This window comes from Phenylobacterium koreense (assembly GCF_040545335.1).
Classification (GTDB): domain Bacteria; phylum Pseudomonadota; class Alphaproteobacteria; order Caulobacterales; family Caulobacteraceae; genus Phenylobacterium; species Phenylobacterium koreense.
Genome location: NZ_JBEPLU010000001.1, coordinates 1813372 through 1837925, shown reverse-complemented (window position 1 = coordinate 1837925; position 24554 = coordinate 1813372). Strand labels below are relative to the sequence as shown.

General features: G+C 69.8%; 25 protein-coding genes. 12 read left to right on the top strand and 13 right to left on the bottom strand.

Annotation, left to right across the window (positions count from 1 at the left end; translation table 11 throughout):
* Positions 1 to 65: 65 nt before the first annotated feature.
* Positions 66 to 530, bottom strand: coding sequence for a COG3650 family protein (locus ABID41_RS09145; protein WP_331932840.1), 465 nt, complete (start codon positions 528 to 530; stop codon positions 66 to 68).
* Between the two features lie 49 nt (positions 531 to 579).
* On the opposite strand from ABID41_RS09145, the gene ABID41_RS09140 reads away from it, so the two are divergent.
* From ABID41_RS09140 to ABID41_RS09125, 4 genes are all read left to right on the top strand, one after another.
* Positions 580 to 1707, top strand: coding sequence for a DNA cytosine methyltransferase (locus ABID41_RS09140; RefSeq protein ID WP_354297447.1), 1128 nt, complete (start codon positions 580 to 582; stop codon positions 1705 to 1707).
* A 91-nt stretch (positions 1708 to 1798) separates the two neighbouring features.
* Positions 1799 to 2779 carry a cysteine synthase A gene (cysK, locus tag ABID41_RS09135; protein WP_331930158.1) on the top strand — a complete coding sequence of 327 codons (981 nt, stop codon included), beginning with the start codon at positions 1799 to 1801 and terminating at the stop codon, positions 2777 to 2779.
* Positions 2780 to 2792: 13 nt separating this feature from the next.
* Positions 2793 to 3977: an FAD-dependent oxidoreductase gene (locus ABID41_RS09130; protein WP_331930160.1), complete on the top strand. Its 1185-nt coding sequence runs from the start codon at positions 2793 to 2795 to the stop codon at positions 3975 to 3977.
* Entirely contained in the window at positions 3974 to 4399 is a 426-nt protein-coding gene (locus ABID41_RS09125; RefSeq protein WP_331930162.1) for a very short patch repair endonuclease, read from the top strand. The genes ABID41_RS09130 and ABID41_RS09125 overlap by 4 nt, the downstream gene beginning before the upstream one ends.
* A gap of 1 nt (position 4400) precedes the next feature.
* Here ABID41_RS09125 and ABID41_RS09120 read toward each other — a convergent pair whose 3' ends face one another.
* The 4 genes from ABID41_RS09120 to ABID41_RS09105 form a co-directional block, all read right to left on the bottom strand.
* Entirely contained in the window at positions 4401 to 4853 is a 453-nt protein-coding gene (locus ABID41_RS09120; protein WP_331930164.1) for an OsmC family protein, read from the bottom strand.
* Entirely contained in the window at positions 4853 to 6640 is a 1788-nt protein-coding gene (locus ABID41_RS09115) for an acyl-CoA dehydrogenase C-terminal domain-containing protein (RefSeq protein ID WP_331930166.1), read from the bottom strand. The genes ABID41_RS09120 and ABID41_RS09115 overlap by 1 nt, the downstream gene beginning before the upstream one ends.
* A gap of 92 nt (positions 6641 to 6732) precedes the next feature.
* Positions 6733 to 7206, bottom strand: a complete 474-nt coding sequence (locus ABID41_RS09110) for a MerR family transcriptional regulator (protein ID WP_331930168.1) — start codon at positions 7204 to 7206, stop codon at positions 6733 to 6735.
* Positions 7207 to 7695: 489 nt separating this feature from the next.
* Positions 7696 to 8244, bottom strand: a complete 549-nt coding sequence (locus tag ABID41_RS09105) for a D-glycero-alpha-D-manno-heptose-1,7-bisphosphate 7-phosphatase (RefSeq protein ID WP_414695931.1) — start codon at positions 8242 to 8244, stop codon at positions 7696 to 7698.
* 93 nt (positions 8245 to 8337) lie between these two features.
* Here ABID41_RS09105 and ABID41_RS09100 point away from each other — a divergent pair, with 93 nt between their 5' ends.
* Positions 8338 to 9408: a mannose-1-phosphate guanylyltransferase gene (locus ABID41_RS09100; protein ID WP_354297446.1), complete on the top strand. Its 1071-nt coding sequence runs from the start codon at positions 8338 to 8340 to the stop codon at positions 9406 to 9408.
* On the opposite strand, the gene ABID41_RS09095 is transcribed toward ABID41_RS09100, so the two are convergent.
* Positions 9405 to 10094 carry a hypothetical protein gene (locus ABID41_RS09095; protein WP_331928624.1) on the bottom strand — a complete coding sequence of 230 codons (690 nt, stop codon included), beginning with the start codon at positions 10092 to 10094 and terminating at the stop codon, positions 9405 to 9407. The genes ABID41_RS09100 and ABID41_RS09095 overlap by 4 nt on opposite strands.
* 82 nt (positions 10095 to 10176) lie before the next feature.
* Between ABID41_RS09095 and ABID41_RS09090 the strand changes: the two genes are divergently transcribed.
* Both ABID41_RS09090 and ABID41_RS09085 read left to right on the top strand, forming a co-directional pair.
* The gene (locus tag ABID41_RS09090) at positions 10177 to 11388 is read left to right on the top strand and encodes a threonine ammonia-lyase (RefSeq protein ID WP_331928626.1); all 1212 of its coding nucleotides are present in this window, start codon (positions 10177 to 10179) and stop codon (positions 11386 to 11388) included.
* 11 nt (positions 11389 to 11399) lie between these two features.
* Positions 11400 to 11906, top strand: coding sequence for an FKBP-type peptidyl-prolyl cis-trans isomerase (locus ABID41_RS09085; RefSeq protein WP_331928628.1), 507 nt, complete (start codon positions 11400 to 11402; stop codon positions 11904 to 11906).
* Between the two features lie 93 nt (positions 11907 to 11999).
* On the opposite strand, the gene ABID41_RS09080 is transcribed toward ABID41_RS09085, so the two are convergent.
* A complete protein-coding gene (locus ABID41_RS09080; protein WP_331928630.1) occupies positions 12000 to 12521 on the bottom strand; it encodes a DUF1993 domain-containing protein in 522 nt (173 codons plus the stop codon).
* Positions 12522 to 12611: 90 nt separating this feature from the next.
* Positions 12612 to 13091 (bottom strand): SRPBCC family protein, encoded by a 480-nt coding sequence (locus tag ABID41_RS09075; RefSeq protein ID WP_331928632.1) that lies wholly within the window; start codon positions 13089 to 13091, stop codon positions 12612 to 12614.
* A 29-nt stretch (positions 13092 to 13120) separates the two neighbouring features.
* On the opposite strand from ABID41_RS09075, the gene ABID41_RS09070 reads away from it, so the two are divergent.
* The 3 genes from ABID41_RS09070 to ABID41_RS09060 all read left to right on the top strand — a co-directional run bounded on the left by ABID41_RS09070 (position 13121) and on the right by ABID41_RS09060 (position 14886).
* On the top strand, positions 13121 to 13462 hold the full coding sequence (locus tag ABID41_RS09070) for an ArsR/SmtB family transcription factor (RefSeq protein WP_354297445.1): 342 nt from the start codon (positions 13121 to 13123) through the stop codon (positions 13460 to 13462).
* A gap of 61 nt (positions 13463 to 13523) precedes the next feature.
* A complete protein-coding gene (locus tag ABID41_RS09065) occupies positions 13524 to 14087 on the top strand; it encodes a carboxymuconolactone decarboxylase family protein (protein WP_331928636.1) in 564 nt (187 codons plus the stop codon).
* Between the two features lies 1 nt (position 14088).
* The gene (locus ABID41_RS09060) at positions 14089 to 14886 is read left to right on the top strand and encodes an SDR family NAD(P)-dependent oxidoreductase (protein WP_331928638.1); all 798 of its coding nucleotides are present in this window, start codon (positions 14089 to 14091) and stop codon (positions 14884 to 14886) included.
* Positions 14887 to 14966: 80 nt separating this feature from the next.
* On the opposite strand, the gene ABID41_RS09055 is transcribed toward ABID41_RS09060, so the two are convergent.
* Together ABID41_RS09055 and ABID41_RS09050 are read right to left on the bottom strand one after the other, a co-directional pair.
* Positions 14967 to 16541 carry a M28 family metallopeptidase gene (locus ABID41_RS09055; protein ID WP_331928640.1) on the bottom strand — a complete coding sequence of 525 codons (1575 nt, stop codon included), beginning with the start codon at positions 16539 to 16541 and terminating at the stop codon, positions 14967 to 14969.
* A 78-nt stretch (positions 16542 to 16619) separates the two neighbouring features.
* On the bottom strand, positions 16620 to 18326 hold the full coding sequence (locus tag ABID41_RS09050; protein WP_331928642.1) for a lysine--tRNA ligase: 1707 nt from the start codon (positions 18324 to 18326) through the stop codon (positions 16620 to 16622).
* A 119-nt stretch (positions 18327 to 18445) separates the two neighbouring features.
* Here ABID41_RS09050 and phnD point away from each other — a divergent pair, with 119 nt between their 5' ends.
* Both phnD and ABID41_RS09040 read left to right on the top strand, forming a co-directional pair.
* The gene (gene phnD / locus ABID41_RS09045; RefSeq protein ID WP_331928644.1) at positions 18446 to 19447 is read left to right on the top strand and encodes a phosphate/phosphite/phosphonate ABC transporter substrate-binding protein; all 1002 of its coding nucleotides are present in this window, start codon (positions 18446 to 18448) and stop codon (positions 19445 to 19447) included.
* A 135-nt stretch (positions 19448 to 19582) separates the two neighbouring features.
* Positions 19583 to 19963, top strand: coding sequence for a hypothetical protein (locus ABID41_RS09040; protein ID WP_331928646.1), 381 nt, complete (start codon positions 19583 to 19585; stop codon positions 19961 to 19963).
* Between the two features lie 104 nt (positions 19964 to 20067).
* Here the strand turns inward: ABID41_RS09040 and ABID41_RS09035 are convergent, their stop codons facing one another.
* Genes ABID41_RS09035 through ABID41_RS09025 form a run of 3 tightly spaced genes read right to left on the bottom strand, consistent with a single transcriptional unit; the run spans position 20068 to position 24552 of the window.
* Complete coding sequence (locus tag ABID41_RS09035; protein ID WP_354297444.1) at positions 20068 to 22056, bottom strand: TonB-dependent receptor; 1989 nt, start codon at positions 22054 to 22056, stop codon at positions 20068 to 20070.
* Positions 22057 to 22063: 7 nt separating this feature from the next.
* Complete coding sequence (gene glcF / locus ABID41_RS09030) at positions 22064 to 23350, bottom strand: glycolate oxidase subunit GlcF (RefSeq protein WP_354297443.1); 1287 nt, start codon at positions 23348 to 23350, stop codon at positions 22064 to 22066.
* A complete protein-coding gene (locus ABID41_RS09025) occupies positions 23350 to 24552 on the bottom strand; it encodes an FAD-binding protein (protein WP_354297442.1) in 1203 nt (400 codons plus the stop codon). The genes glcF and ABID41_RS09025 overlap by 1 nt, the downstream gene beginning before the upstream one ends.
* Between the last annotated feature and the right edge of the window lie 2 nt (positions 24553 to 24554).

Genomic DNA, 24554 nt, shown 5'->3' with positions numbered 1-24554 from the left:
TTATCGACGTTCAGGGAATTAGCCGCCTTCGGGGGGCCGAAGGTCAAGGGCGCCGCCGCGGAACCCTATTGGCCCTCGCGCGGCTTCTCCGCGGTCTTCACGGCGCAGCCTTTCAGGGTCTTGTCGCCCAGCGTCACGGTGGCGGTCAGGGGATACTTCAGGTCGGACATCCCGTCGGAGCATTCGCCCTCGGTGAGGATGATCCGCAGCGGCTTGTCGCCGAGCACGCTGTCCCAGACCGCGCTCGCCCCCTGCATCACCCCGCCCTTGTTGGGGCCGGTCGCAGTGTCGGAGGGCTCGGGCGTCGAATAGCTGATCTGGGTCTCGCGAATCTGCACGCCCCAGAACGGTTCGGTCCCCAGCACGTCCAGGTCGCCCCGGAAGGCTTCGGGCAGTTCCGGAGCCGTAGCGGGCGAGGTTTGGGGGGCCGGCGCATCGGCCGGGGGCTTGGCGGGCGAGCCGTCCGGTCCCTGCGGCTGGCAGGCGCTCGCCAGGATGGCGGCGGAGATGGTCAACAGAAGACGCTTCATCCCATACGTCCTTTCACGTCGGCTCTGGCCCGCTAGACTTGCAGCGACAATGAGTCGGGCTCTCACCTTCTACGAATTCTTCGCCGGCGGCGGCATGGCCCGCCTCGGCCTGGGCGAGGCGTTCGCCTGCGTATTCGCCAACGACTTCGACCCGCTCAAGGCTGCAACCTATCGCGCCAACTTTCCAGATGCAGACGCGCATTTCCACGAGGGCGACGTCTGGGCGATCGAGCCCGATCGTCTGGCGCCCGCCGCGGACCTCGCCTGGGCGTCCTCGCCCTGCCAGGACTTCAGCCTGGCCGGCGCGCGGGCCGGCCTGGCCGGCGGCCGTTCGTCGGCCTTCTTCGGCTTCTGGCGGCTGGTGGAAGCGCTGGGCCCTGACGCCCCGCAGACGGTGGTGATCGAGAACGTCATTGGCCTGCTCACCTCACACGGCGGGGCCGATTTCACCGCCCTCTGCGCGGCGCTGGCCAGGCAGGGCTACAGCTTCGGCGCCCTGGAGATCGACGCGGCCCGCTTCACGCCGCAGTCGCGGCCGCGGGTCTTCGTCATCGCGACCCGCCGCGCGCCGCCGGCGAGGCTGGTGGGCGCGAGCCCGTTCCACACCCGCGCGGTGCGCGAGGCCCGCGACCGGCTTCCCGCCGAGCTCGAGGATCGCTGGATCTGGTGGGCCGGCGCGGCCCCTTCCGCCCGCAACACCGACCTCGCCGCCCTGCTGGAACCGGACGAGGCGGTCGCCTGGCGGACCGAGGCCCAGACCCGCGCCCTGCTCGCCCTGATGTCCCCGGCCCACCGCCATCGCATCGAGGCGGCCAAGGCGTCGGGCCTACGGCAGGTCGGAGCGGTCTTCCGGCGCATGCGGATCGAGGACGGCAAGCGGGTCCAGCGCGCCGAGGTCCGCTTCGACGGCCTCGCCGGCTGCCTGCGCACGCCGCGCGGCGGCTCCTCGCGCCAGACCCTGATCGTCGTCGAGAACGGCGAGGTGCGCAGCCGCCTCGTCTCTCCGCGCGAGGGCGCCCGGCTGATGGGCCTGCCGGAGACCTACGCCCTGCCCCGCGCGGCCACCGGCGCCCTGCACGTCATCGGCGACGGCGTCGCCGTACCCGTCGTCCGCTGGCTGGCGGCCGAGATCCTCGAACCCTTGCTGCGCCAGCCCACGGCGGCCGCCGCCGAATAGCCCCGCTGGGCCATTCCACAGAAGAAGTACGCTTCCAAATCCCACGCGGGCGCTTAGGTTGGCGGTCCAGCCGAAACCCATTGAGAGAGCCATGGCCGACTCCAATTACGACGCCGCCCGCTACAAGCGTTCGGGCCGGGGCAAGATCTTCGACTCCGTCCGGGACCTGATCGGCGACACCCCGCTGGTCCGCCTGCCGCGCCTGACCGCGGCGCTGAAGCCCAAGGGCGAGGTCGTCGCCAAGCTGGAGTTCTTCAACCCGCTGGCCTCGGTGAAGGACCGCATCGGCGTCGCCATGATCGAGTGGCTGGAAGCCACCGGCAAGCTCAAGCCCGGCGGCTCCATCGTCGAGCCGACATCCGGCAACACCGGCATCGCGCTGGCCTTCGTCGCCGCCTCCAAGGGCTATCCGATCACCCTGGTCATGCCCGAGAGCATGTCGATCGAGCGACGCAAGATGCTGCTGATCCTGGGCGCCAAGCTCGAACTGACCCCGGCCGAGCGCGGCATGGCCGGCGCCGTCGCCCGCGCCCAGGAGATCGTCGACGCCACTCCCGGCGCGGTCATGCCTCAGCAGTTCGACAACGAGGCCAACCCGCTGATCCACCGAGTCTCGACCGCCGAGGAGATCTGGAACGACACCGACGGCAAGGTCGACGCCGTCGTCTCCGGCGTCGGCACCGGCGGCACCATCACCGGCATCGGCGAGGTGCTGAAGCCCCGCAAGCCGTCCCTGAAGATGGTGGCGGTCGAACCGGAAGCCTCCGCGGTGCTCTCCGGCGGCCAGCCCGGCCCGCACAAGATCCAGGGCATCGGCGCGGGCTTCGTCCCCTCGATCCTCGACCGCGGCGTGATCGACGAGATCGTCCAGGTCTCCAACGACGACAGCTTCGCCATGGCCCGCAAGGTCGCCCGCGAGGAAGGCATCCCGGTTGGGATCTCCTCCGGCGCGGCCCTGACGGCGGCGTTCGACCTGGCCTCGCGGGACGAGTACGCCGGCAAGCTGATCGTCGCGATCATCCCGAGCTTCGCCGAGCGCTACCTGTCCACGGCACTGTTCGAAGGGCTCTGACCCGCCTCACGCGGTGAGGATCGCTGTCGTAGGCTGCGGCGTCGCCGGCATGGCGGCGGCCCTGGCCCTGGCGCGCCGGGGCCACGCGGTCGTGTGCCTGGAGGCTTTCGAGCAGGCGCGGCCACTGGGCTCGGGACTGCTGCTGCAGCCCTCCGGCCTGGCCGCGCTACGCGCCCTGGGCCTGGCGGAGGAGGTCGTCGAACGCGGGTCGCTGATCCGGCATCTCGACGGCCGGGACCTGGCCGGCCGCCGCATCATGGACATGCGCTATGCCGACTGGCGGCCAGGCGCCTTCGGCGTCGGAACCCATCGGGCGACCCTGTTCGGCGTGCTTCACGGCGCGCTGGCGCCTGCCGGGGTCGAGGTGCGCCATGGGGTGGAGGTCGTCGGCTGGGAGAACGCCGACGCCCCTCGCCTGCTGGACGCGCGCGGTGGCAACCACGGCCCCTTCGACCTGGTGATCGTGGCGGACGGATCGGCCTCACGCCTGCGCGAACTGGTGCGGCCCGGCGTCCGGGCGAGGCCCTATGCCTGGGGCGCCGTCTGGGCCAACGCCCACGACACGGACGGCGCCTTCGACGGCGCCCTGCACCAGCGTTATCACCGCGCTTCGACCATGATGGGGGTCCTGCCGATCGGCCGGGGGCCGGAAGGCCGGGGCCTGGTGAGCTTCTTCTGGTCGCTGCCCTGCACGGAGATGGACGGGTTCCTCGCCGGCGACCTCGAGGCCTGGGGCAGGCAGGCGATCGGCATGTGGCCCCAGGCCGAACCGATCATCGCCCAGTTCGACCGGCCCGAACTCTTCTCCCGGGCCGTCTATCGCGACGTGCAGGCAGGCCGCTGGTCGAACGGCCGGTTCCTGCTGATCGGCGACGCCGCCCACGGGACCAGCCCCCAGCTCGGGCAAGGCGCGAACCTCGGCCTCGTCGACGCCGTGGAGCTGGCCGAGCGGCTGACGCCCGACGCCCGACGCTCGATCCGTGGTTTCCAGGCGGCCCGGCGGCGTCATGCCGGCCTCTATCAATTCATCTCGCGCCGGCTCACCCCGCTCTTCCAGTCGAGCGGCTGGATCGGACCGTTGGTTCGCGATCTGGTCTTCACCCCGCTCTCCAAGGCGCCCGGCGGGCGTTATCTTGGGGCAAGAGTGCTCACCGGCACGCTTCGCCTCGGACGCACCCCGCGGAGCCTTCGCCCATGACCGACGTCTTTCCGCCCGAGAAACGCTCGGCCGTCATGCGGCGGGTGAAGGGCCGGGACACCGCGCCGGAACTGAAGGTGCGCCGGGCGCTCACCGCGCTCGGCGCCCGCTACCGCCTCAACCGCAAGGACCTGCCGGGCACGCCGGACATCGTCATGCCCGGCCGGCGGGTGGCGATCTTCGTCCACGGCTGCTTCTGGCACGGCCACGACTGCGCCAGGGGCTCGCGCGTCCCGAAGGCCAACCGCGAATATTGGACCGCCAAAGTCGCCCGCAACGTCGCCCGCGACCAACGCACGTCAGCCGAGCTGGCCGCCGCTGGCTGGCGGGTCGAAACCATCTGGGAGTGCGAGATGAAGGACGCTGCGGCCCTGACCGAACGACTGGCGGCCCTCCTCGCGCACAATCCGCTGGCGGGCTGAGTCAGGCCACCGTCACCTCGGTCTTCACCGAGTTGGCGATGAAACACTCCTCATGCGCCTCGTGATGCAGATGGGCCAGGGTCGCCGCGTCCGGCGCCTCGCCCCGCCATTCGATCTTGGGGGAGAGCGTCACCTTGGTCACCGCCATCTTGCCGGGCGCGATCTCCTCCATGATCCCGCTGGCCTGGTCGCGGTAGGCGGTGACCACGAAGCCGGCCAGCCGCGCCTTATGCAGGAAAGTCAGCATGTGGCAGTTGGAGAGGGCGGCGACGAACATCTCCTCCGGGTCGACCGCCTCCTCGACCGCCCACTTGCCAACCACATGCGGCGAGGCCGAGGCGGGCACGATCAGGCCGCCGTCGAAGCTGATCGCATGGCCGCGGCTGTAGCGCCCCTTGGCGAAGTCTTCGCCGTCGCGAAGGCTCCAGGCCACGTTGGCCGTATAGCTCGCCATCAGAACGCCTCCGCCGGCAGGGCCATCATCAGCTCCGCGCCGGTCTTCAGCTTGGCGAGATGCGCTCCGGCCTCCGGCAGGATGCGCTCCATGTAGTAGCGGCCGACCACCAGCTTGCTCGCATAGAAGGGATCGGTGTCGCCGGCGGCGATCTTCGCCTGGGCGGCCATGGCCACCATCGTCCAGGCATAGGCCAGGGCGGTCAGGCCGAAGAGGTGCATGTAGTCGGTGGAGGCCGCGCCCGCATTGTCCGGATTGGCCAGGCCGTTCTGCATCAGCCACATGGTGGCGTCCTGAAGCTGGGCCTTGGCGGCGGCGAGGCCCTCCGTGAACGGCTTGAGTTCGGCCGTCCCGGCGTTGGCCTCCACGAAGGCGTCGACCTCGGCGAAGAAGCTCATCACCGCCCGGCCGCCGTCGGCGGCCAGCTTGCGCCCGACCAGATCGAGGGCCTGAACGCCATTGGTCCCCTCGTAGATCAGCGAGATCCGCACGTCGCGCATGTACTGGCTGACCGGGAAGTGCTCGGTGAAGCCCGAGCCGCCGTGCACCTGCACCGCGTCGGAGCAGACCTTCAGACCCCGGTCGGTCAGGAAGCCCTTCACCACCGGCGTCATCAGCGCCATGTAGTCGGCCGCCTTCTGGCGCACCGCCTCGTCGGGGCTCGCGTGCGAGAGGTCGCCCTGCAGGGCGGTCCAGAACAGGAAGGCCCGGCCGCCCTCGATGATCGCCCGGCTGTCCATCAGCATCCGCCGGATGTCCGGGTGCACGATGATCGGATCGGCCGGCCCGTCGGGGTTCTTGGGCCCGGTCAGCGAGCGGCCCTGAAGCCGCTCCTTGGCGAAGATCGCCGCCGCCTGATAGGCCGCCTCGGCCTGGGCCAGCCCCTGCAGGCCGACCCCGAGACGCGCCTCGTTCATCATCACGAACATCAGCGAGAGGCCCTTGTTCTCCTCGCCGACCAGCCAGCCCGTCGACTCCTCGTGACGGATCACGCAGGTGGCGTTGCCGTGGATGCCCATCTTCTCTTCGAGGCCGTCGCAATAGACGCTGTTGCGCTGGCCCGGCTTGCCCTCGGCGTCGGGGATGAACTTCGGCACGATGAACAGGCTGATGCCGCGCGTCCCGGCCGGCGCGCCCTCGATCCGGGCCAGCACCAGGTGGACGATGTTCTCGGCCATGTCGTGCTCGCCGCCTGAGATCCAGATCTTGCCGCCGGTGATCTTGTAGGTCCCGTCGCCCTGGGGCACGGCCTTGGTGCGCAGCAGGCCGAGGTCGGTGCCGCAATGGGGCTCGGTCAGGTTCATCGTCCCGCCCCACTGCCCCGAGGTCAGCTTCGGCAGGTAGAGATCCTTCTGCTCCTGGGAGCCGCCGTTCAGGATCGCCGAATAGGCGCCGTGGGTCAGGCCCGGATACATCGAGAAGGCCATGTTGGCCGAGGAGCTCATCTCCGAGAAGGAGAGGTTCACCACATAGGGCAGGCCCTGCCCGCCATAGGCGGGCTCGGCGCCCAGGGCCGGCCAGCCGCCTTCGACCAGTTGCGCATAGGCTTCCTTGAACCCGGCCGGCGTCTTGACCGTATGGTCGGGGCTCCAGACGCAGCCCTCCTTGTCCCCTACCGCGTTGAGCGGCGCCAGCACCTCGCCGGTGAAGCGGCCCGCTTCCTCGACGATCTGCTCGATCACGTCCATCGAGGCGTCGGCGAAGCCGGGCAGGTTCGCGTACTTCTCGAGTTCAAGGACATCGCGCAGCAGGAAGATGTGGTCGCGTACGGGGGGCTGGTAGGGCATGTCCGCTCCAATCACGGCTTTGGGGCTCCCGACCTCGCCGGAAGTCGGGACGTTCTAGCTCTGGACAGGGCCTACCCGCCAGGGTGGCCTTGCTACTTGGCGTGTTCCAGATCGCCCAGCCGCTCGCGCAGCATCTGGTCGTAGTCGGCCGCGCGTGGAAGCAGGTCCGGCCGGGTCTGGGCCAGATGCCGCTCCAGGGCGTCGCAGCCCCGGCGCAGCTCCTCGATCGCCTGGTCGATGTCCGCGCGCTGGGCCTCGAGGGCCACGATCCGCTCGCGGAATTTCATCAGCGACTTGGCGTTCTGGGTGGCCCCGCCGTCGTCCAGCTCATAAAGGTCGAGGATCTCTCCGATCTCGGTGAGCGACAGGCCGACGCGCTTGCCGCGCAGGATGAGCTGCAGCCGGCCCCGGTCCTTGTGGGAATAGACCCGGTTCAGCCCGTCGCGGGCCGGCGAGATCAGCCCCTTGTCCTCATAGAAGCGCAGGGCCCGGGGCGTGCATTTGAATTCCAGGCATAGCTGTCGAATGGTGTAGGTCCGGACTGGCCGGCGAAGGTCGGTAGGCATGCGATCCTCCCTGACGCATGTTCTTATTGGCTGACACCGTAAAAGGACGCTTCCGTTTACGTCAAGGTGACAGGACCGGACCTTACGGAACCCTCCGTCGAACCTGGGTTCCAGACGCAAAAGCGCCGCCCCGGGGAGGACGGGGCGGCGCTTAGACTCTAAGGAGCCGTGGCGGCGGTTTGGGGGGAGGGGACGCCGCCGGGCGGGGCCTTAGAAACCGCCGAGCAGATAGCGGAAGGACGAGGCCGGCATACGCGCCAGTTCACGAGCGAACGGGCCCATCAGCCGATCAACGAAGCTCTCAATGGCGCGGGCCATGCCCATCTCCTTTGTGCGCTGCACCAAATGTTGCACTGCATATAAGGCGGTGACGCAGGGTACGCAACGGGTCGCAAGGTGATTTTTGACACCCGCGATGCAAAATTAGGGCATGGATCGCTGCAGTGCGACATTATAGTCACGCTGCTCTATCGAGGCCGATGAGCCCGATCAGGCCGGCGAAATCTCGGATTTCAGGAACATCGCGAGGTCGCCGCCGGTGAAATGCAGGCCGCGGACGCCGGCGCGGCGCGCCGCCTCCAGGTCGCTCTCCTTGTCGCCGACCATGATCGACCGGGGAAGATCGACCGGCCATTCGGCCAGGGCGCGCAAGATCATGCCTGGATTGGGCTTGCGGTCGGGCGGGTCGGGGTGCCGATAGGCCTCGACCTGGGCCTCGGGGTGATGCGGGCAGTAGTAGAAGGCGTCGATCCGCGCGCCGGCCTCGGCCAGGCTGTCGCTCATCTTCGCATGCAGGGCGATCACGTCGTCCTCGGCGTAGTAGCCGCGACCGACTCCGGACTGGTTGGTCACCACGAACACCCACCAGCCGGCGGCGTTGAAGGCCGCGACCGCCTCGCGCGCGCCGGAAATCCAGTGGAAGTCCTCCCAGCGATGCACGTAGCCGGGATCCTCGTTCAGCACGCCGTCGCGGTCGAGGAACAGGGCCGGACGGGAGGGTTTTCCGATGTTCATCACAGATGCGCTCACATTCGCCATTCTACAGCCCTGCCCTGCCTTCGTCGCGCCCGGTTTCGCGACGGCGGCCGAGCCGGTATCCATGCCCCCTGGTCCTTTACCCGCGAGGTCGCCTTGGCCGAACCCAGCAAGATCATCCCCGTCCTGATGTCCGGCGGCGCAGGCACGAGGCTGTGGCCGCTGTCGCGGAACGCCAAACCCAAGCAGTTCCACCGGCTGGGCGGCGACAACACCCTGATCCAGGACACCGCCCGGCGGCTGACCGGCGAAGGCTTCGCCGCTCCGATCGTGATCTGCGCCGCCCGCCACGCCGACCTGGCGCGCGAGCAGCTCGTCGATGCGGGCGTCGCGCCCCAGGCCCTGATCACCGAGCCGGCGCCGCGCAACACCGCGCCGGCCTCCGTGGCCGCGGCCGCCTTCGGCGCGGAGATCGACCCCGAAGCGCTGATGGTGCTGATGCACGCCGACAACCTGGTCGCCGACGTGCCGGCCCTGCACGCGGCCATCGCCGCCGGCCGCGCCGCCGCGGAGGCGGGCGAGATCGTCCTGCTCGGCCTCAAGCCGACCGGGCCGGCCACCATCTACGGCTACATCCAGGCCCAGGGCGAAGGCGCCGTGCGCAAGGTGGCGAGCTTCGTCGAGAAGCCGGACCTCGCGACCGCCCAGCGCTTCGTCGCCGACCCGAACTACACCTGGAACGGCGGCATGTTCCTCTTCAAGGCCGGGGCCTTCCTCGCCGAGGCGCGCCGCCTGGCGCCCGAGGTGGCCGCCGCCGCCGAGGCCGCTGTCAAAGGCGCAATCCGGACCGGCGACGTCGTGGCCCTCTCCGAGACCTTCGTCGCCTCGCCCAACATCGCCATCGACGTCGCGGTGATGGAGAAGACCGACAAGGCCAGCGTGGTCGAGGCCGATATCGGCTGGGCCGACGTCGGCAACTGGGGCGCGCTCTGGGAGCTCTCCCCCCGAACCGAAAACGGCGACGCCCTCGACGGCGACGTGACGGCGGTCGGGACCCGCAACAGCCTGGTCCGCACCGACGGCCCGCCGGTGATCCTGGCCGGGGTCGAGGACATCGTGGTGGTGGTGGAGAACGGCGTCGTCATGGTCACCCGCCGCGACGCCCCCACCGCGGTGCGCGACGGGGTCGAGGCGCTGAAGGCCAAGGGCCGCACCGAGCTTCTCTAGTCGTAGAGGCTGGCCAGCCGGGCGCGGATCGCATCGGTTTCGCGCCCCGGCTGGAAGGGCGGGATGGTCAGGAAGGCTTCGAGCTGGGCGCGCGTGAAGTCGGCCAACAGGTCGCGTCGCCCCTCCTGGATGGCCCCGACCACCGCCAGGCCGCGAAGGAAGATCGGGTCCACCAGCTTCAGGCCGCCGGCCGCATCGGCCATCACATTGCCCGGCCGCACGTCCGACCCGCCCCACAGCCGGTAGCGCCGCGCGCCCTCGGCGCTCAGTCCCAGGACCCGCTCGCGCAAGGCCAGGAGGTCGGCGTCCGCGGCCGCGAACGCCAGGTCCTCGCGGAGCTCGTAGCCGCTGTCATTGCGGACGCCGAGCGCCGCGCAGAAGGCCGCGGCCTCATCCTCGCCGGCAGGCCAAAGCCGTTCCATCACCACCACATAACCGTCCCCCGCCAGCGGCAGGATGGCGTCGACCCTCGGCAGCCAACGGTTCGACGGCCCGGCCAGTATCGCCTCTGCGTGCAGGCGGTAGGCCGGATCGAACGGAGTCAGGCGCGCAGCGAGTCGATCGTCCGGATCGCTCATCACCCAGGACCAGTCGCCGACGCCGACCTCCCGCCATCCAGCCCGCGCCAAGGCCTCGCGGGCCTGCATGACGGTTGCGCCCTCGGGGACGTGCGGCATCTGGGTCATAGGCGATGCATATCCCGGCGGCTGCATTGCGGTGAAGGGAGCAGGCCGTTAGACGTGGCCCACCTTCCACAACGGCTCCGACATGACCCTCTCTCTCGATGACGTACGCGCCGCAGCAGACCGGCTGAAAGGGCACATCGAACGCACGCCCTGCCGCCACTCGCGGACGCTGTCGGAAATTACCGGCGCCGAGGTCTGGGTGAAGTTCGAAAACCTTCAGTTCACCGCCGCCTACAAGGAGCGCGGGGCGCTCAACACCCTGCTGCAGCTCTCGGACAACGAGAAGGGCCGCGGCGTCATCGCCGCCTCCGCCGGCAACCACAGCCAGGGCCTGGCCTATCACGCCGCCCGGCTGGGCATCCCGGTGACCATCGTCATGCCCCGCTCCACCCCCTTCGTGAAGGTGCAGCAGACGAGGGCCCACGGCGCCGAAGTCGTGCTGGACGGCGACAATTACGACGAGGCCTCGCAAGTCGCGTTGAAGCTGCGCGAGGAGCGCGACCTGGCCTTCGTCCACCCGTTCAACGACCTGAAGGTCATGGCCGGCCAGGGCACGGTGGCGCTCGAAATGCTCGAGGACGTCCCCGATCTCGAATGCCTGCCGATCCCGATCGGCGGCGGCGGCCTGATCGCCGGTTGCGCCACCGTCGCCAAGTCGCTCAACCCCCGGATCGAGGTGGTGGGCGTCGAGCCGGCCATGTACCCCTCGTTCACCGCCAAGATGCGCGGCGTGAACGGCGCCACCGTCACCGGCGGCGGGGCCACGATCGCCGAGGGCATCGCGGTCAAGCAGGTCGGCGACCTCTCCTACGCCACCGCCCGGCCGCTGCTGGACGACGTGCTGCTGATCGAGGAGCCGCACTTCGAGCGGGCCGTCGCGCTCTACTGCAACGTCGAGAAGACGGTGGTCGAGGGCGCGGGCGCGGCCTCGCTCGCCGCCCTGCTGGCCTATCCCAGCAAGTTCAAAGGCAAGAAGGTCGGGCTGATCATCACCGGCGGCAACATCGACACCCGCCTGCTGGCTTCGGTCCTGACCCGCGAACTGGTGCGCGAACAGCGCCTGGTCTCCCTGCGGATCATCGGCGACGACCGGCCCGGCCTGCTGGCCACCGTCTCGGCGGTGATCGGCCAGATGGGCGCCAACATCATCGAGGTGGCGCACAACCGCCTGGCTCTCGACGTGCCGGCCAAGGGCGCGGAGTTCGACATCATGATCGAGACCCGCGACGCTCAGCACACCCAGGAGATCATGGACGCGCTGCGCGACCACGGCTATCCGCCGCGCGCCGTTTAGGAAGATCAGACATGAAGCGCATCCTGCCCCTCATCGCCGCCTTGGCCCTGGCCGCCTGCTCGCGCGGTCCGGCGGTCAGCCCCGCCGACCTCGAAAAGTCGGCCGCCGAGGCCAAGACCTTCATGGCCGCCAACGCCAAGGCCGAGGGCGTCCAGACCCTGCCCTCTGGCGTGCAGTACAGGGTCGTCCGCTCCGGGCCGGCGACCGGGCTGAAGCCCGGCCCGCAAGACGAGGTGAAGGTCCACTACGAAGGCAAGCTCGTCTCCGGGAAGATCTTCGACTCTTCCTACGAGCGCGGCCAGCCGGCGGCCATGCCGCTACCGGCCCTGATCCCGGCCTGGAAGGAAGCCCTGCAGCTCATGCGGCCGGGCGACGAGTGGATCCTCTATGTCCCGCCGGCCATGGGCTATGGCGAAGAGGGCGCCGGCGGCGGCGAGATTCCGCCCAACAGCGTGCTGATCTTCCGTATCGAGCTGATCGACGTGCTCCCAGCCCCAGGCCGCGTCGGCCAGGGCTGAGGCGCGGAGGAGAGCCCCTCTTTCTTATCGTCATCCCCGGCCGCGTAGGCGCGCCGGGGATTCATGCGCATCAACGCTTCCGGCGTCGCTCGCCTACGCCTTCACCCGCAGCGCGCCCATATAGTCCCGCTTGCCGATCGGCACGCCGCGGCTGCGCAGCAGGTCGTAGGCGGTGGTGGCGTGGAAGTGCAGGTTCGGCATCGAGAACGACATCAGGAAGTTTTCGGCGACGAAGGGAATGCGGTTGCCGCGGAATTCGAAGGCGACGTCCTTGCCCTCGAAGGTGTTGATCTCTTCCGGCGTCAGCGCCTTCAGCCCCGCGGTGGTGTCGGCGATCACCTTTTGCAGGTCCTCGTAGGTCTTGGCGTCATGCTCGCCGCCCGGCGAAAAGACCCCGGCCCTCACGCCCTCGATGGCGCCGAGCGAGTGGTTGGCGACCGACAGCACCTGGAAGCGGAAATCGAACATGTCCGGGCACATGCGCGACTGGACGATCTCGTTCGGGTCGATCCCGTTGTCCTGGCAGTGCGCCAGGCCGCGATCGAGAAAGCCTGCCACCCCACCCAGGGTCTGCAGGAAGGACGCGACGCTGACGTCGTAGAGCGAGATCGCCATGATAGTGTTCCCCTTGGCTTAGCTTGGAGCGGCAATCTCCGCTGAGCCGCGACGGGAGACCAGCGGTTTTCGACGCGCCAGGCGCGGGGTCTATTTGAACATCCCCTCGCGCAGGTTGATCCCGTATTCGAGGTAGGCCTTCAGGGCGCACTGCATCTGCGTCCAGCCCTGACAGTTGCCGTAGGAAGCCTTCAACCCGGTCTCGGTCTGGCGCCAGCCGCGCTCCTCGATCGCCACGAGCGTGCGCGTCCCTCCGTCGATCGGCTCGAAGGTCATGGTGACGGTCGTCCGGTAATCGGTCCGCCGCACCGGATCGTCGCCCTCCGGCGGCCCGTCGTTCGCCGCCCATTCGAAGACGATCTTCTTCTGCGGCTCGACCTCCATGACCCAGACCGGAAAGGCGCCCGGGAAGTCGTGGAAGTCCCAATAGACGGTGGCGCCGGTCTCCAGCCGGCCCTTGGCGCCGCCGGTCGTGAAATATCGCGAAAGCTGTTCGGGATTCACCACCGCCTCGAACACCTCGGCGACCGGCCGCGAAATGTGGGCGCTCACTCGAAAGGTCAGGTCCATAGGGCTTTCCTCCTTGCCTGCACGCCATAATGTTATATAAACATAACATGTCAAGCGACGCCGAATCAGAGCGCGTTTTCAAAGCCTTGTCCTCGCCGACGCGGCGCCGGATCCTGGACGAGATCAAGGACCGGCCACTCACCACCGGCGACCTCTGCGCGCGCTTTCCCGGGCTCGACCGGTGCACCGTGATGCAGCACCTGAGGGTGCTGGAGGCCGCCGACCTGGTGATCCCCCGCCGCGAGGGCCGCGAGCGCTGGAACCATCTGAACGCCCTGCCCATCAAGCACATCCACGACCGCTGGATCGGCCCCTATGCGGCCCGCGCCACCGACATGCTCGACCGCCTGAAGGCCGACCTGGAAGCCTGAGCTGCTTGCGCCCGACGGCTCGGGCTTGTTTGCTGAAGCCTCACGCAGGGAGACAATGCGGATGCGCCTCACCAAGCCCAGGATCGCGCCGGTTCAGGACGCCGACCTCACCGACGAGCAGAAGGAGATCCTGGCGCCGATGGGCGATCGGGTGCTGAACATCTTCCGCACCATGGTCCAGGCGCCACGGGCGGCGAAAGGGTTCCTGGCCTGGGGCAACTACGTGCTCTCCAAGCGGAACGACCTGCCGCCGCGCGAGCGGGAGATCGTCATCCTGCGCATCGGCTATCTCTGCCGCTCCGGCTACGAGTGGACGCAGCACACGCCGATCGGCATCCGCGCCGGGCTGACCGAGGCGGAGGTGACGCGCATCAAGCAAGGTCCGGATGCGCCCGGCTGGAGCCCCGCGGACCAGGCCCTGCTGCGGGCCAGCGACGAGTTGCACCGCGACCAGTTCATCACAGACGCGACCTGGACCGCGCTGAAGGCCCACTTCAGCGACAAGCAGTGCATGGACGTGGTGTTCACCGCCGGCCAGTACACCCAGGTCTCGATGATTCTGAACTCGTTCGGGGTGCAGCTCGACGCCGGCCAGACCCTCGACCCCGACCTGAAGGGCTACTGAGATGCGGCTGGAGGCGAAGACCGCCATCGTCGTCGGCGCGGGCCAGACGCCGGGCGAGACCATCGGCAACGGACGGGCCATCGCCCTGCTGCTGGCGCGGGAAGGGGCGGACGTGCTCTGCGTCGATCGGGTGGTCGAGCGGGCCGAGGAAACCGCGGCGATGATCGTCGCCGAAGGCGGCCGGGCCGCGGCACATGGCGCCGACATCACCAAGGCCGCGGACTGCGAGGCCATCGTCCAGGCCGCCAGGCTTCGCTTCGGCCGCATCGACATCGTGGTGAACAATGTCGGGATCGGCGGCGGCGGCGATGGCCCCGCCCATCGCCTGACCGAGGACGCCTTCGACCGCATCATGACCGTGAACCTGAAAGGCGCCTGGCAGGTGACCAAGGCGGTCCTCCCCACCCTGCGCGAGCAAGGCGCGGGAGCCATCGTCAACATCTCGTCCCTGGCCTCCATCGCCGGCGGCAATCAGGTCGCCTACGAGATGTCCAAGGCCGCCGTGAACCGGCTGACCACCAGCGTCGCCCAAGCCAACGCCAGCAAGGGCGTGCGCTGCAACGCCGTCGCCATGGGACTGCTCGACACGCCCATGGCCGTCGCCGGCATCGCCGCGGCGAGCGACCAGGAGCAGCAGGCCGTCCGCGACGCCCGTAACGCCCGCGTCCCCCTCGGCGGCAAGATGGGCACGGCCTGGGACACCGCCTATGCGGCCCTGTTCCTGGCCTCCGACGAGGCGAGGTTCATCACCGGCACGGTGCTGTTCGTCGACGGCGGGATGTCCAGCCGGATCGGGTGAAGCCCCACCGATCACCACAACCTCGTCAGGCGCAGCGCTATGGATCCCGGTCTTGCTTGGCGAACCGGGACGGCACGTGGCTACCGCGCGAACCGCTTGAAGAAGCTGGTGTCCTTCCACTTCGGCCGCTCCGGCGCGTCGGCCACGGCGAGGATCAGCTCGCCCAGGAAGGCGTTGAACTTCACCGCCTCGGCCTTCTCGACCGGCTGGGTGAGATCGTCGGCCAGGGCGTGGTAACGGGCGGCCCGCCATTCCTTCTCGATAGCCGCCTGGGGCGTGTCCGGCTTGAAGCCGAACTTGAAGGCCAGGGCCGGGACGCCGGCGCGGATGAAGCTGTACTGGTCCGAGCGGATGAACGAGTTGCGGTCCGGATAGGGGTCGGAAACCACCTCCAGGTTCGCCGCGCCCGCCACCTTGCGGGCGGTGTCGCCGAGCGTGCTCTCGTCGACGCCGTACATCAGCACCGAGTCGAACTTCCAGAGCGGCAGGGCCATGTCCATGTTGAGGTCGGCGACGATGGAGCTGGCCGGCACGCTGGGCTTGCCGGCGAAGTACTTCGAGCCCAGCAGGCCCTTTTCCTCGCCGGTCACCAGCACGAACAGCACCGAGCGCTTCGGCTTCGTCGTCGAGAGGCTGCGGGCGATCTCCAGAACCGAGGCGACGCCCGCGCCATTGTCGAGCGCGCCGGCATAGTAGGCCGGCCCCTGCCCCGTCGTGTTCAGTCCCAGGTGATCGAGGTGCGCGGTGACCACCACGTTCTGCGCCGCCAGCTTGGGGTCCGAGCCGGGCAGCCGCGCCACGACATTGGCCGAGGAGACCTCCGACACCTCCATCGCCACTTCCGCCTTCAGCGCGGTCTTCAGGTCGAAGCCGTCGATCGGCTTGGCGGCGTCGGCCAGGGCGAGCACCTCGGCGAAACTGTGGCCCGAGGCGGCGAAGAGCTTCTCGGCCCGGGCCGGATTGAAGCTGGCGGAAAAGGCGCTGCCCCGCACCTCGCCCAGGCCCGCCTCGACCGGGTACATGCCCGGCTGGGCGGCGTTCTGCATCTGCCGCTCCCAGGGGACGTCCATCGACTTCGGAGTCGGCAGGGCGATCAGCCCCACCGCCCCGGCGGCCTGGGCCGCGCGCCAGGTCTCCGAGCCGCGGGAGTGGGCCTTCAGCGCCGCCGAGATGTCGCCCGGCCCGCCGTTCACATAGACCGCGACCTTCCCCTTCAGGTCTTGTCGGGCGAAGTCGTCATAGCCGGCCTCCGGCAGGTGCAGGCCATAGCCGATGAACACCAGCGGCGCCTCGATCGCCTTCGGCTGTGGGGTGCGGGCGCTGAGCAGCAGGTCCGGCCCGATCTGCAACGGCTGTTCCTGGCCGTTCGTCACCAGGGCGGCGCGGGAGCTCTCGGCCAGCACCTTCTGGACCTTGAACCGGATCGGCTGCAGGTAGCCGTCGGTTCCGGCCGGCTGCAGGCCGAAGGACTTGAACTGGCCCTCCGCATAGGCGGCTGCCCGGTCGTACCCGGCGCTGCCGGCCTGGCGCCCCTCGAACTGCGGCCCGGCCAGCGTCTCGACATGCGACCACCAGAGGTCGGCGGCGTCGGCCGCCATCGCCGGCGCGGCGGACATCGCGGTAAGCAGCAGGGCGAGGGACAGGCGCTTGGACAAGGACGGCTCCGCTTCGAAGACAAAGCGGAACCATTCCCCGATCCGCCAGGCGCTGCAACCCGGCGTGGAGCCGCAGTCTTAGGCGGCGACCAATTCCCCAGCCAGCGCGCTTTCGATGAGGGCGACCGTGCGCTCCAGCCCGAAGATCGCTGCGAAGGAGCCGAAGCGCGGCCCCTGGCTCTGGCCCAGCAGGACTTCATAGAGCGCCTGGAACCAGGCGCGCAGCGGCTCGAAGCCGGCGGCCTTGCCCGCCTCGAACACCTCGTTCTGGATGACCTCGGCGTCGGCGTCGGCCGGCAGGGCCTTGAACCGCACGACTAGGTCCTCCATCGCCGCCCGCTCCTTGGCGTCGGGGCTGCGGAACTTCTTCGAGGGCTTCACGAAGTCCTCGTAGTAGTTGATCGCATAGCCCACCAGCCGGTCGAGCATGGGCTCGGTCTCCGGGGTCGCGCCCGGCATGTAGCGGCTGATGAACGCCCAGAGGATCTCCTTGGTCGAGGCGTCGGCCGCCGAAACCAGGTTCAGCAGCAGCGAGAACGAGAGCGGCGAGCCCTTTTCCGGCGGCGCGCCGCGATGGACGTGCCAGGCCGGATTGTCGATCGCCGGCGTGTCCGACTGCGCCCGGACGCGGTTGAAGGCGTCGAGCTGCTGCAGGTACTCGTCCGTCGCCTTCGGGATGACGTCGAAATAGAGCCGCTTGGCCGACTTCGGCGACTGGTACATGTAGTAGGCGAGGCTCTCGGGCGCGCCGTAGCGCAGCCACTCCTCCATGGTCAGGCCGTTGCCCTTGGACTTGGAGATCTTCTGGTTGTTCTCGTCCATGAAGAGTTCGTAGTGGAAGGCCTCCGGCGGCGTTCCGCCCAGCACCCGCACCAGCTTGTTCGAGACCCGGACGGAGTCCACGAGGTCCTTGCCGGAAGCCTCGAAATCGACGCCCAGCGCATACCAGCGGGCGGCCCAGTCCGGGCGCCACTGCAGCTTCACATGGCCGCCGGTGACCGGAACCTCGGTCGGCGTCCCGTCCTCGTCGGGGAAGGTGATGGTCCCCTTCTCCACGTCGCGCGACAGGGTCGGCGCCTGCAGCACCCGGCCCGAGGTCGGGCTGACCGGCAGGAACGGCGAATAGGTGGCGCGGCGCTCCTCGCCCAGGGTCGGCAGCATGACGCCCTGGATGGCGTCGAACCGCGCCAGGATCTTCAGCAGCACGTCGTCGAACCGGCCGGACTTGTAGGTCTCCGTCGACGACATGAACTCGTAGTCGAAGCCGAAGCCGTCAAGAAAGGCGCGCAGGCGGGCGTTGTTGTGGGCCGCGAAGCTTTCGTACTCGCCGAACGGGTCGCGCACGGCCGAGACCGGCTTGTCGCGGTCCTCTTCCAGCATCTCGCGGTTGGGCACGTTCTCGGGAATCTTCCGCAAGCCGTCCATGTCGTCGGAGAAGACGATCAGCTTGGTCGGGATGGCGTCCTCGGTCAGGGCGCGGAAGGCGGTGCGCACCATGGTCGGGCGCGCGGCCTCGCCGAAGGTGCCCATGTGCGGCAGGCCCGAGGCCCCGAAGCCGCACTGGAAGACCACCGGCTGGTTCAGCGCCGGAAAGGTGGCGACCGCCTCGTCGCCCTTGCCCTGGCCGATCAGGCTGGCGGCCAGGTCGCGCTCGGCGTCGGTCAGCCGCAGTTTCAGGATGCGGTCCAGCAGGATGCGGGCCTGTTCGAAAGGCCAGCTTTTCGCTTCGCGGGCCTGGGCTGAAAGGCCGCGCAGGGAGAGGTTCTGGAGCGAGGTGTCGGACATGCGCGCGGCCTAACGCCCTAAGCCTCTCGCCTCAAGCAGACTTTTGCATTCAAGCTGTCGCGCCCGCGTCATCTAATACGCGCAGAAGGCCGGGCACGGACCGTATTGGGGGGAAGTTCATGATCACGCGTCGCCTGGGCCTCGTCGCGGCCCTCGCCCTCTCACTGGCCGGCTGCGGCCAGAAGCCGGAACCGAAGGCGAGCGCGCCGCAGGTGGTGAACTTCTCGATCATCTCGGCCGAGAGCCGCCAGACCCAGATGGCCGACTGGGGTCCTTTCCTGGCCGACATGGAAAAGGCCGTGGGCCTGCCGGTGAAGCCGTTCTTCGGCTCCAACTACACGGCGCTGATCGAGGCCATGCGCTTCAAGCAGACCGATGTGGGCTGGTTCTCCAACCAGTCCGGCCTGGAGGCGGTGCGGCGGGCGAACGGCGAGGTCTTCGCCCGAACCGTGAATCCCTCGGGCCATGACGGCTACCAGTCGGTGATCATCGTCAAGAAGGGCTCGGGGATCACGCTCGACCGGCTGCTCAAGTGCGACCGCAGCCTGAACTTCGGCATGGGCGACGCCAAGTCGACCTCCGGGACCCTGGCGCCCATGACCTTCCTGTTCGCGCCCCGAAACGTCGATCCGAACACCTGCTTCAAGACCGTCCGCTCGGCCAACCACGAGACCAACCTGTTCTCGGTGGGCTCGGGCCTGCTGGACGCGGCCACCAACAACACCGCCTCGATGGGGCGGATGGCCATGCTGAACACCGACATGGCCAAGAACACCCTGGCCAACGTCCAGGTGATCTGGACCTCGCCGACCATTCCCGAGGACCCGATGATCCGCCGCAAGGACCTGGACCCGGCGCTCAAGGCCAAGATCGACGCCTTCATCTTCTCCTATGGAGTCGGCGAAGGGCCGGAAGCGCAGCGCCAGCGCAAGATCCTGGAACGCATCCAGACCCTGCCCTTCAAGCATGCCGACGACAGCCACCTGCTGCCGGTTCGCGAAATGGAAGCCGCCGGCCAGCTCATCCAGGCCCGGAGCAAGGGCGACCAGGCCGGCGTGAAGGCGGCCGCAGCCGAACTCGCCAAGATCGCCGCCGAACGAAAGGCCCTTCCGGCTTCCTGACGCCAAGATGCTCCCCCTCCGGAAGTAGGTCTCGATCCATATGCGAATACCCTCCGGGGGCGGCCCCAAACGCGTCCGCCCACGGAACCCAAGGCCCGGCTTGGGCGTCCTTTTCCAAGCTGCAAAGGAGCCTCGATGAACCTTCTGGTCGTGAAGAGAGTCCTCGGCCTGGCTTCGATCGCCGCCGGGCTGGTGGCGGTGGCCGCGCCTGACCGTGTGGCGAGGTTCCTCGGCCTGCGTTTCGGGCCGCAGGCGATGAGCGCTTTCGGCGCGCGGGAGATCGCCGCGGGCGCGGGATTGCTCTCCCCCGTTCCGCCCGGGCCATGGTTCTGGATGCGGGCCGGCGGCGACCTGCTCGACCTGACCGCCCTCGCCCGCGCCATCGGCCGGGACAACCCGCGAAAGAAGATGGCCTATGCAGCCTTCGCCGCGGTGGCGGCCATCGCCGTCGTGGACCTCGCCATCGCCGCCCACGCCACCGCCAACCGGCGCGAGGACGACGAGGCCGCGGCCTGACGGGACCGCGCCAGCGGCGATTTGAAGGCCCCGCTCGTTCGTCATGGCCGGGCCGAAACGCTGACGCGTATGGATCCCTGCCGCCTTGGCGCTCTTGAGAGCCCCTAACGCCGCAGGATCAGGCCCGCCCGCACCGTCCGCGGCTGGTCGAAACTCTCCAGGCCGTCGCCGGTCTCGGCCGTCTCGATCTCGGCGTCGAACAGGTTCTCGGCCGCGGCGTATAGCGTGACATTGCGCGACACCGTCCAGTCGGCCCGCAGATTGACCTGGGTCCCCGCCGACAGCCTGCGGGTGTTGAGGTCGTCGTCCCAGCGGTCGCCCTCGTAGCGCGCCGCCGCCCGCAGGTTCAGCCGCGGGGTCGGCCGCCAGGTCCCCTCGGCGCTCGCCGTCAGTCGGGGCGTCTGGGCCGGCCGCAGGCCAGTGAGCTGCGGCGCAGCCGAGCCGCCGTCCACCTCGGCGTCGGTATAGGCGCCGGCCAGCCGCACGGAGGCGCGCTCCCAGCGCCGCTCGATCTGGGCCTCCACCCCATAGGCGTCCACGTGGCCGGCGTTCTGGCGCTGGCGCAGCACCCCGCCCGCCGGAATGAAGCCGGCGATCGGGAAGGTCCCCTCCCCGAAGCCGATGGTGACATTGGCGATGGCCCCGTCCAGGCGGTTGGCGAAGACCGTGACGTCCCAACGCCAGGGCCCTTCCGAACCCAGGCCGAACTCGATCCCATACAGCTTTTCCGGCGACAGCTCGGCATTGGCCTCGGTCACGTCGTTACCGACACGGAACGGACGGTAGAGCTCGTTCAGGGTGGCCGGCCGGAAGCCCGCATAGGCCGCGCCGCGCAGATACAAGCTCGATCCCGCATCGTACCGGGCGCCCACCCGACCGGTCGGCAGCCAGCCGTCGCGATCCTGTGGGCGATTGTCCAGGGTCGCAGCTCCGCTCGCCAGATCCCACTCGCGCCGGTGGCCATCGAAGGTCGCCCAGCGATCCAGCCGCGCCCCGGCGGTCAGTAGCCACGGGCCGGCGTTGCGATAGGCCTCGCCGTAAATCCCGACCACCGATTGGGTCCCGCCGGCGATGCGCCCGCGCGTGAACGCGCCGCCCATGTAGCGGTAGTTCTCCCGGGTCTCGCCGTCGAAGAGGCGAGCGTCGGCGCCCAGCTCCCAGCCGCCCACCGCCCGGTCGCGACGCAGGGCGGCGTTGAAGCCGTAGCCGACGGCCGGCGTCGCATATTGCTCGTTGGCCGGTGTCGTCCCGATGCGCCCAGCCGCCACCGCCGCCGAACGGTTCTCCAGATCCGACCGCTTGGCCCAGGCCTGCGCCCGCCAGCCCAGCTCCTCGCCCTCCGCCGCGTCGGCCAGGGTCGCCGAGGCCGTCGCTCCAGCGGCGCGGGAGTCGGCGCCGACGATCCCCGCCCCCCGCTTCTCCTGGAAACCCGAAAGCCGCAGGGCCAGCTCCCGCCCCGCCAGTTTCGGCGTCCAGCGCAGCGCGCCCGACAGGCCCCGGTAGTAGAGCTCCGCATCGGCCGCCCCGCGGCCCTCGCCCATAGGGATCCAGCCATCGCTGCGCTCGGCCGCCACCGCCGCAAAGACATCGCCGACGGCTCCGGCCGCCGCCCCTCCGACGAGCCCCCGCTCGCCGCCATAGACCTCGTACTCGCCGCCGCGCGGAACGCTGGTGCGCTCCTGTAGCTGGATGCTGCCGGTCAGGGCGCCGGCGCCGTAAGGCCCCGCCCCTGCACCACGCACGACGCGTGCCTGTTCCACCGCGATCGGCGGCAGGCCCGTCCAGAGCACCCAGCCGCCGAAGGGATCGTTTTGGGGCACGCCGTCCAGGGTGACGAGGGCGCGGCTGGCGCCGGAGCCGGCGATCGAACGGACGCTGATGCCCTGGGTGGTCGGGTTGGAGGCCTGGCTGGAAGTGCGCCGGAAGAGCTGCACGCCCGGCGTCGCGGTCAGGGCCTCGTCCAGCCGCGGTGCGGTGGCGATCGCCTCGCCCTCCAGGGTCAGGATCGAGAAGGCCCGCTCGCTGGGAGACGCCGGCAGGCGCGCGGCTTCGACGATGACGGCGTCCACGGTCGGCGGCAGGTCTGCGGGCATCGGCGTCCTACCTCGAACTCAGCGCCGCTGGCCTGGGCCCGCCCATCGCCCAGTCCAGCAGCTCGACCGTATGGACCACCGGGATCTCCGTCCCGCCGGCGATCTGGGTCAGGCAGCCGATATTGCCGCTGGCGATGACGTCGGGCCTGGTCGCCGAGAGGTTCGCCACCTTGCGATCGCGCAGGGCGCCGGCCAGCTCCGGCTGCAGTAGGTTGTAGGTGCCGGCCGAGCCGCAGCAGATATGCGCCTCCCGCGGCTCGACCACCGTGAAACCCGCCGCCCTGAGCAGGGCCTTGGGCGCCTCGCTCACCCCCTGGCCGTGCTGCAGCGAGCAGGCCGAATGATAGGCGACCGTCAGCCCCATGGGCGCCGGTCCGCCGGGCGGCTCCAGCATGGCCAGGACCTCGCTGACGTCCCGCGCCAGGGCCGAGACCTGCGCCGCATCGGCGGCCAGCTCGGCGTCCTCGCGGAACAGGAAGCCATAGTCCTTGACGCTGGTCCCGCAGCCCGAGGCGGTGACGACGATGGCGTCCAGATCGTCCAACTCGCCACGCCAGGCGGCGATGTTGGCGCTCGCCAGGGCGCGGGCCTGGTCGGCCTTGCCCAGGTGATGCGGCAGCGCCCCGCAGCAGCCGGAGCCTGCGAACACCACGACCTCCGCCCCCAGGCGGTTCAGCAGTCGGATCGCCGCCCCGTTGATCTCCGGCGCCAGCACCGGCTGGACGCAGCCGGCCAGCAGCGCCACCCGCATCCGTCGCTGGCCCTCAGCCGGAAACACCCGCGGCGCTTCGGCGACGTCGCGCCCCGGCAGGCGCGCCGGGGCCATGGCCGCCATGCCCTTCAGCCGGCCGGGCAGCAGGCCGTGCAGCGGCCGCGTCGCCTGCGCCAGGCGCAGCGCAGCCCGGAAGCCCGCCCGGTCCGGCAACAGCCCCGCCAGCAGGTTGCGCAGCAGACGCTCCGGCCAGGGCCGCACGTGGTGCGCCTCGATATAGGCCCGGGCATGGTCCACCAGGTGCATGTAGTTCACGCCCGACGGGCAGGTGGTCATGCAGGAGAGACACGAGAGGCAGCGGTCCACGTGCTCGACCGTCCGCGGCGAGGGCGGCCCGCCCTTCTCCAGCATCTCCTTCATCAGATAGATGCGCCCACGCGGGCTATCGAGTTCGTCGCCCAGCAGCAGGTAGGTCGGGCAGGTCGCCGTGCAGAACCCGCAGTGGACGCAGGTGCGGATGATCTTCTCGGACGAGGCGTTGTCCGGGTCGGCCAGTTGCTCGGGGCTGAAGCTGGTCTGCATCAGGCGTACATCCGGCCGGGATTGAACAGGCCCTGCGGATCGAACTGGCGGCGGACGCGCTCGCTCAGCGCCGCCACCGCCGGCGACGGCGGCTGGAAGGGCGCGACGGCCGCCCGCGCCACCGGCGGCGCCCGCATCAGGGTGGCGTGGCCCTCGCCGCCCACCACCTCCCGCAGCACTTGGCGCACATGGCCCGCATGGGCGTCGGGCGCCTCCGAAGTCTCAAGCCAGATCGCCCCGCCGCCCCAGTCGTAGAAGCAGCGTCCTGCCAGTTCCTGCGCCAACCGCTCGCCCACCGCCGCGCCCTTGGCCGGCGGGACCGAGAGCTTCCAGACCGGCCGCGCGCTTCCGGCGAAGAAAGCCGCATCACCGATGTCGCGCCACAGCGCCGCGCTCGCCTCGCGGTCCAGCAGCGCCTGCTCGCCAAGACCGTCGAACAGCTCGGCCAGATGGCCGATCCGCGCCGCCACCGAGGGGCTCACCCCCTCGACCCGCAGCAGGGTCGCCGCCCGGCCGCCGAACAGGCTCGAAACCCCGGCCGGCAGGTGGGCGGCGGACGAGACCTGGGCCGCGCAGCCCAGCGCGCGCGACATAGCCGACATGGCCGCCGCGTCCGACAGGTCCAGGATCGCCAGGGTCGTGGCGTCCGGCGGCGCCGGCAGCACCTTCAGGGTCAGTTCGGTGACCACGCACAGCGTGCCGAAGCTGCCGGTGACCAGCTTGGTGATGTCGAAGCCGGTGACGTTCTTCACCACCCGGCCGCCAGCCCCGAAGGCTTCGCCGAAGCCGTTGACGCCTTTGACCCCCAGGCAGTGGTCCCGCGGCCCGCCGGCCGTCAGCCGGCGCGGGCCGCCGCGGCCGGTCAGCATCGCCCCGCCGACCGTCCCCAGCCCCGGCGCCTGGCCCCACAGCGGCCCGAAGTCCGGCGGCTCGAAGGCCAGGCATTGCCCCCGCGCGGCCAGCAGTTCGGCGATCTCCGCCATCGGCGTGGCCGGGGCCACCGCCAGGATCAGCTCCTCGGGCTGATAGGCGACCACCCCGCGCAGGGCCGAAAGGTCGAGGACTGCCGCGGCGTCCACCGGCCGGCCGAAGCCGCGCCGGGTTCCGGTCCCGACCAGCTCCATGGGCAGGTCGTCGGCCAGGGCCTGCGCGACGCACTCAAGCGCCTCATCGGCGTTGCTGGGGCTCCAGGTCCGGGTCACGC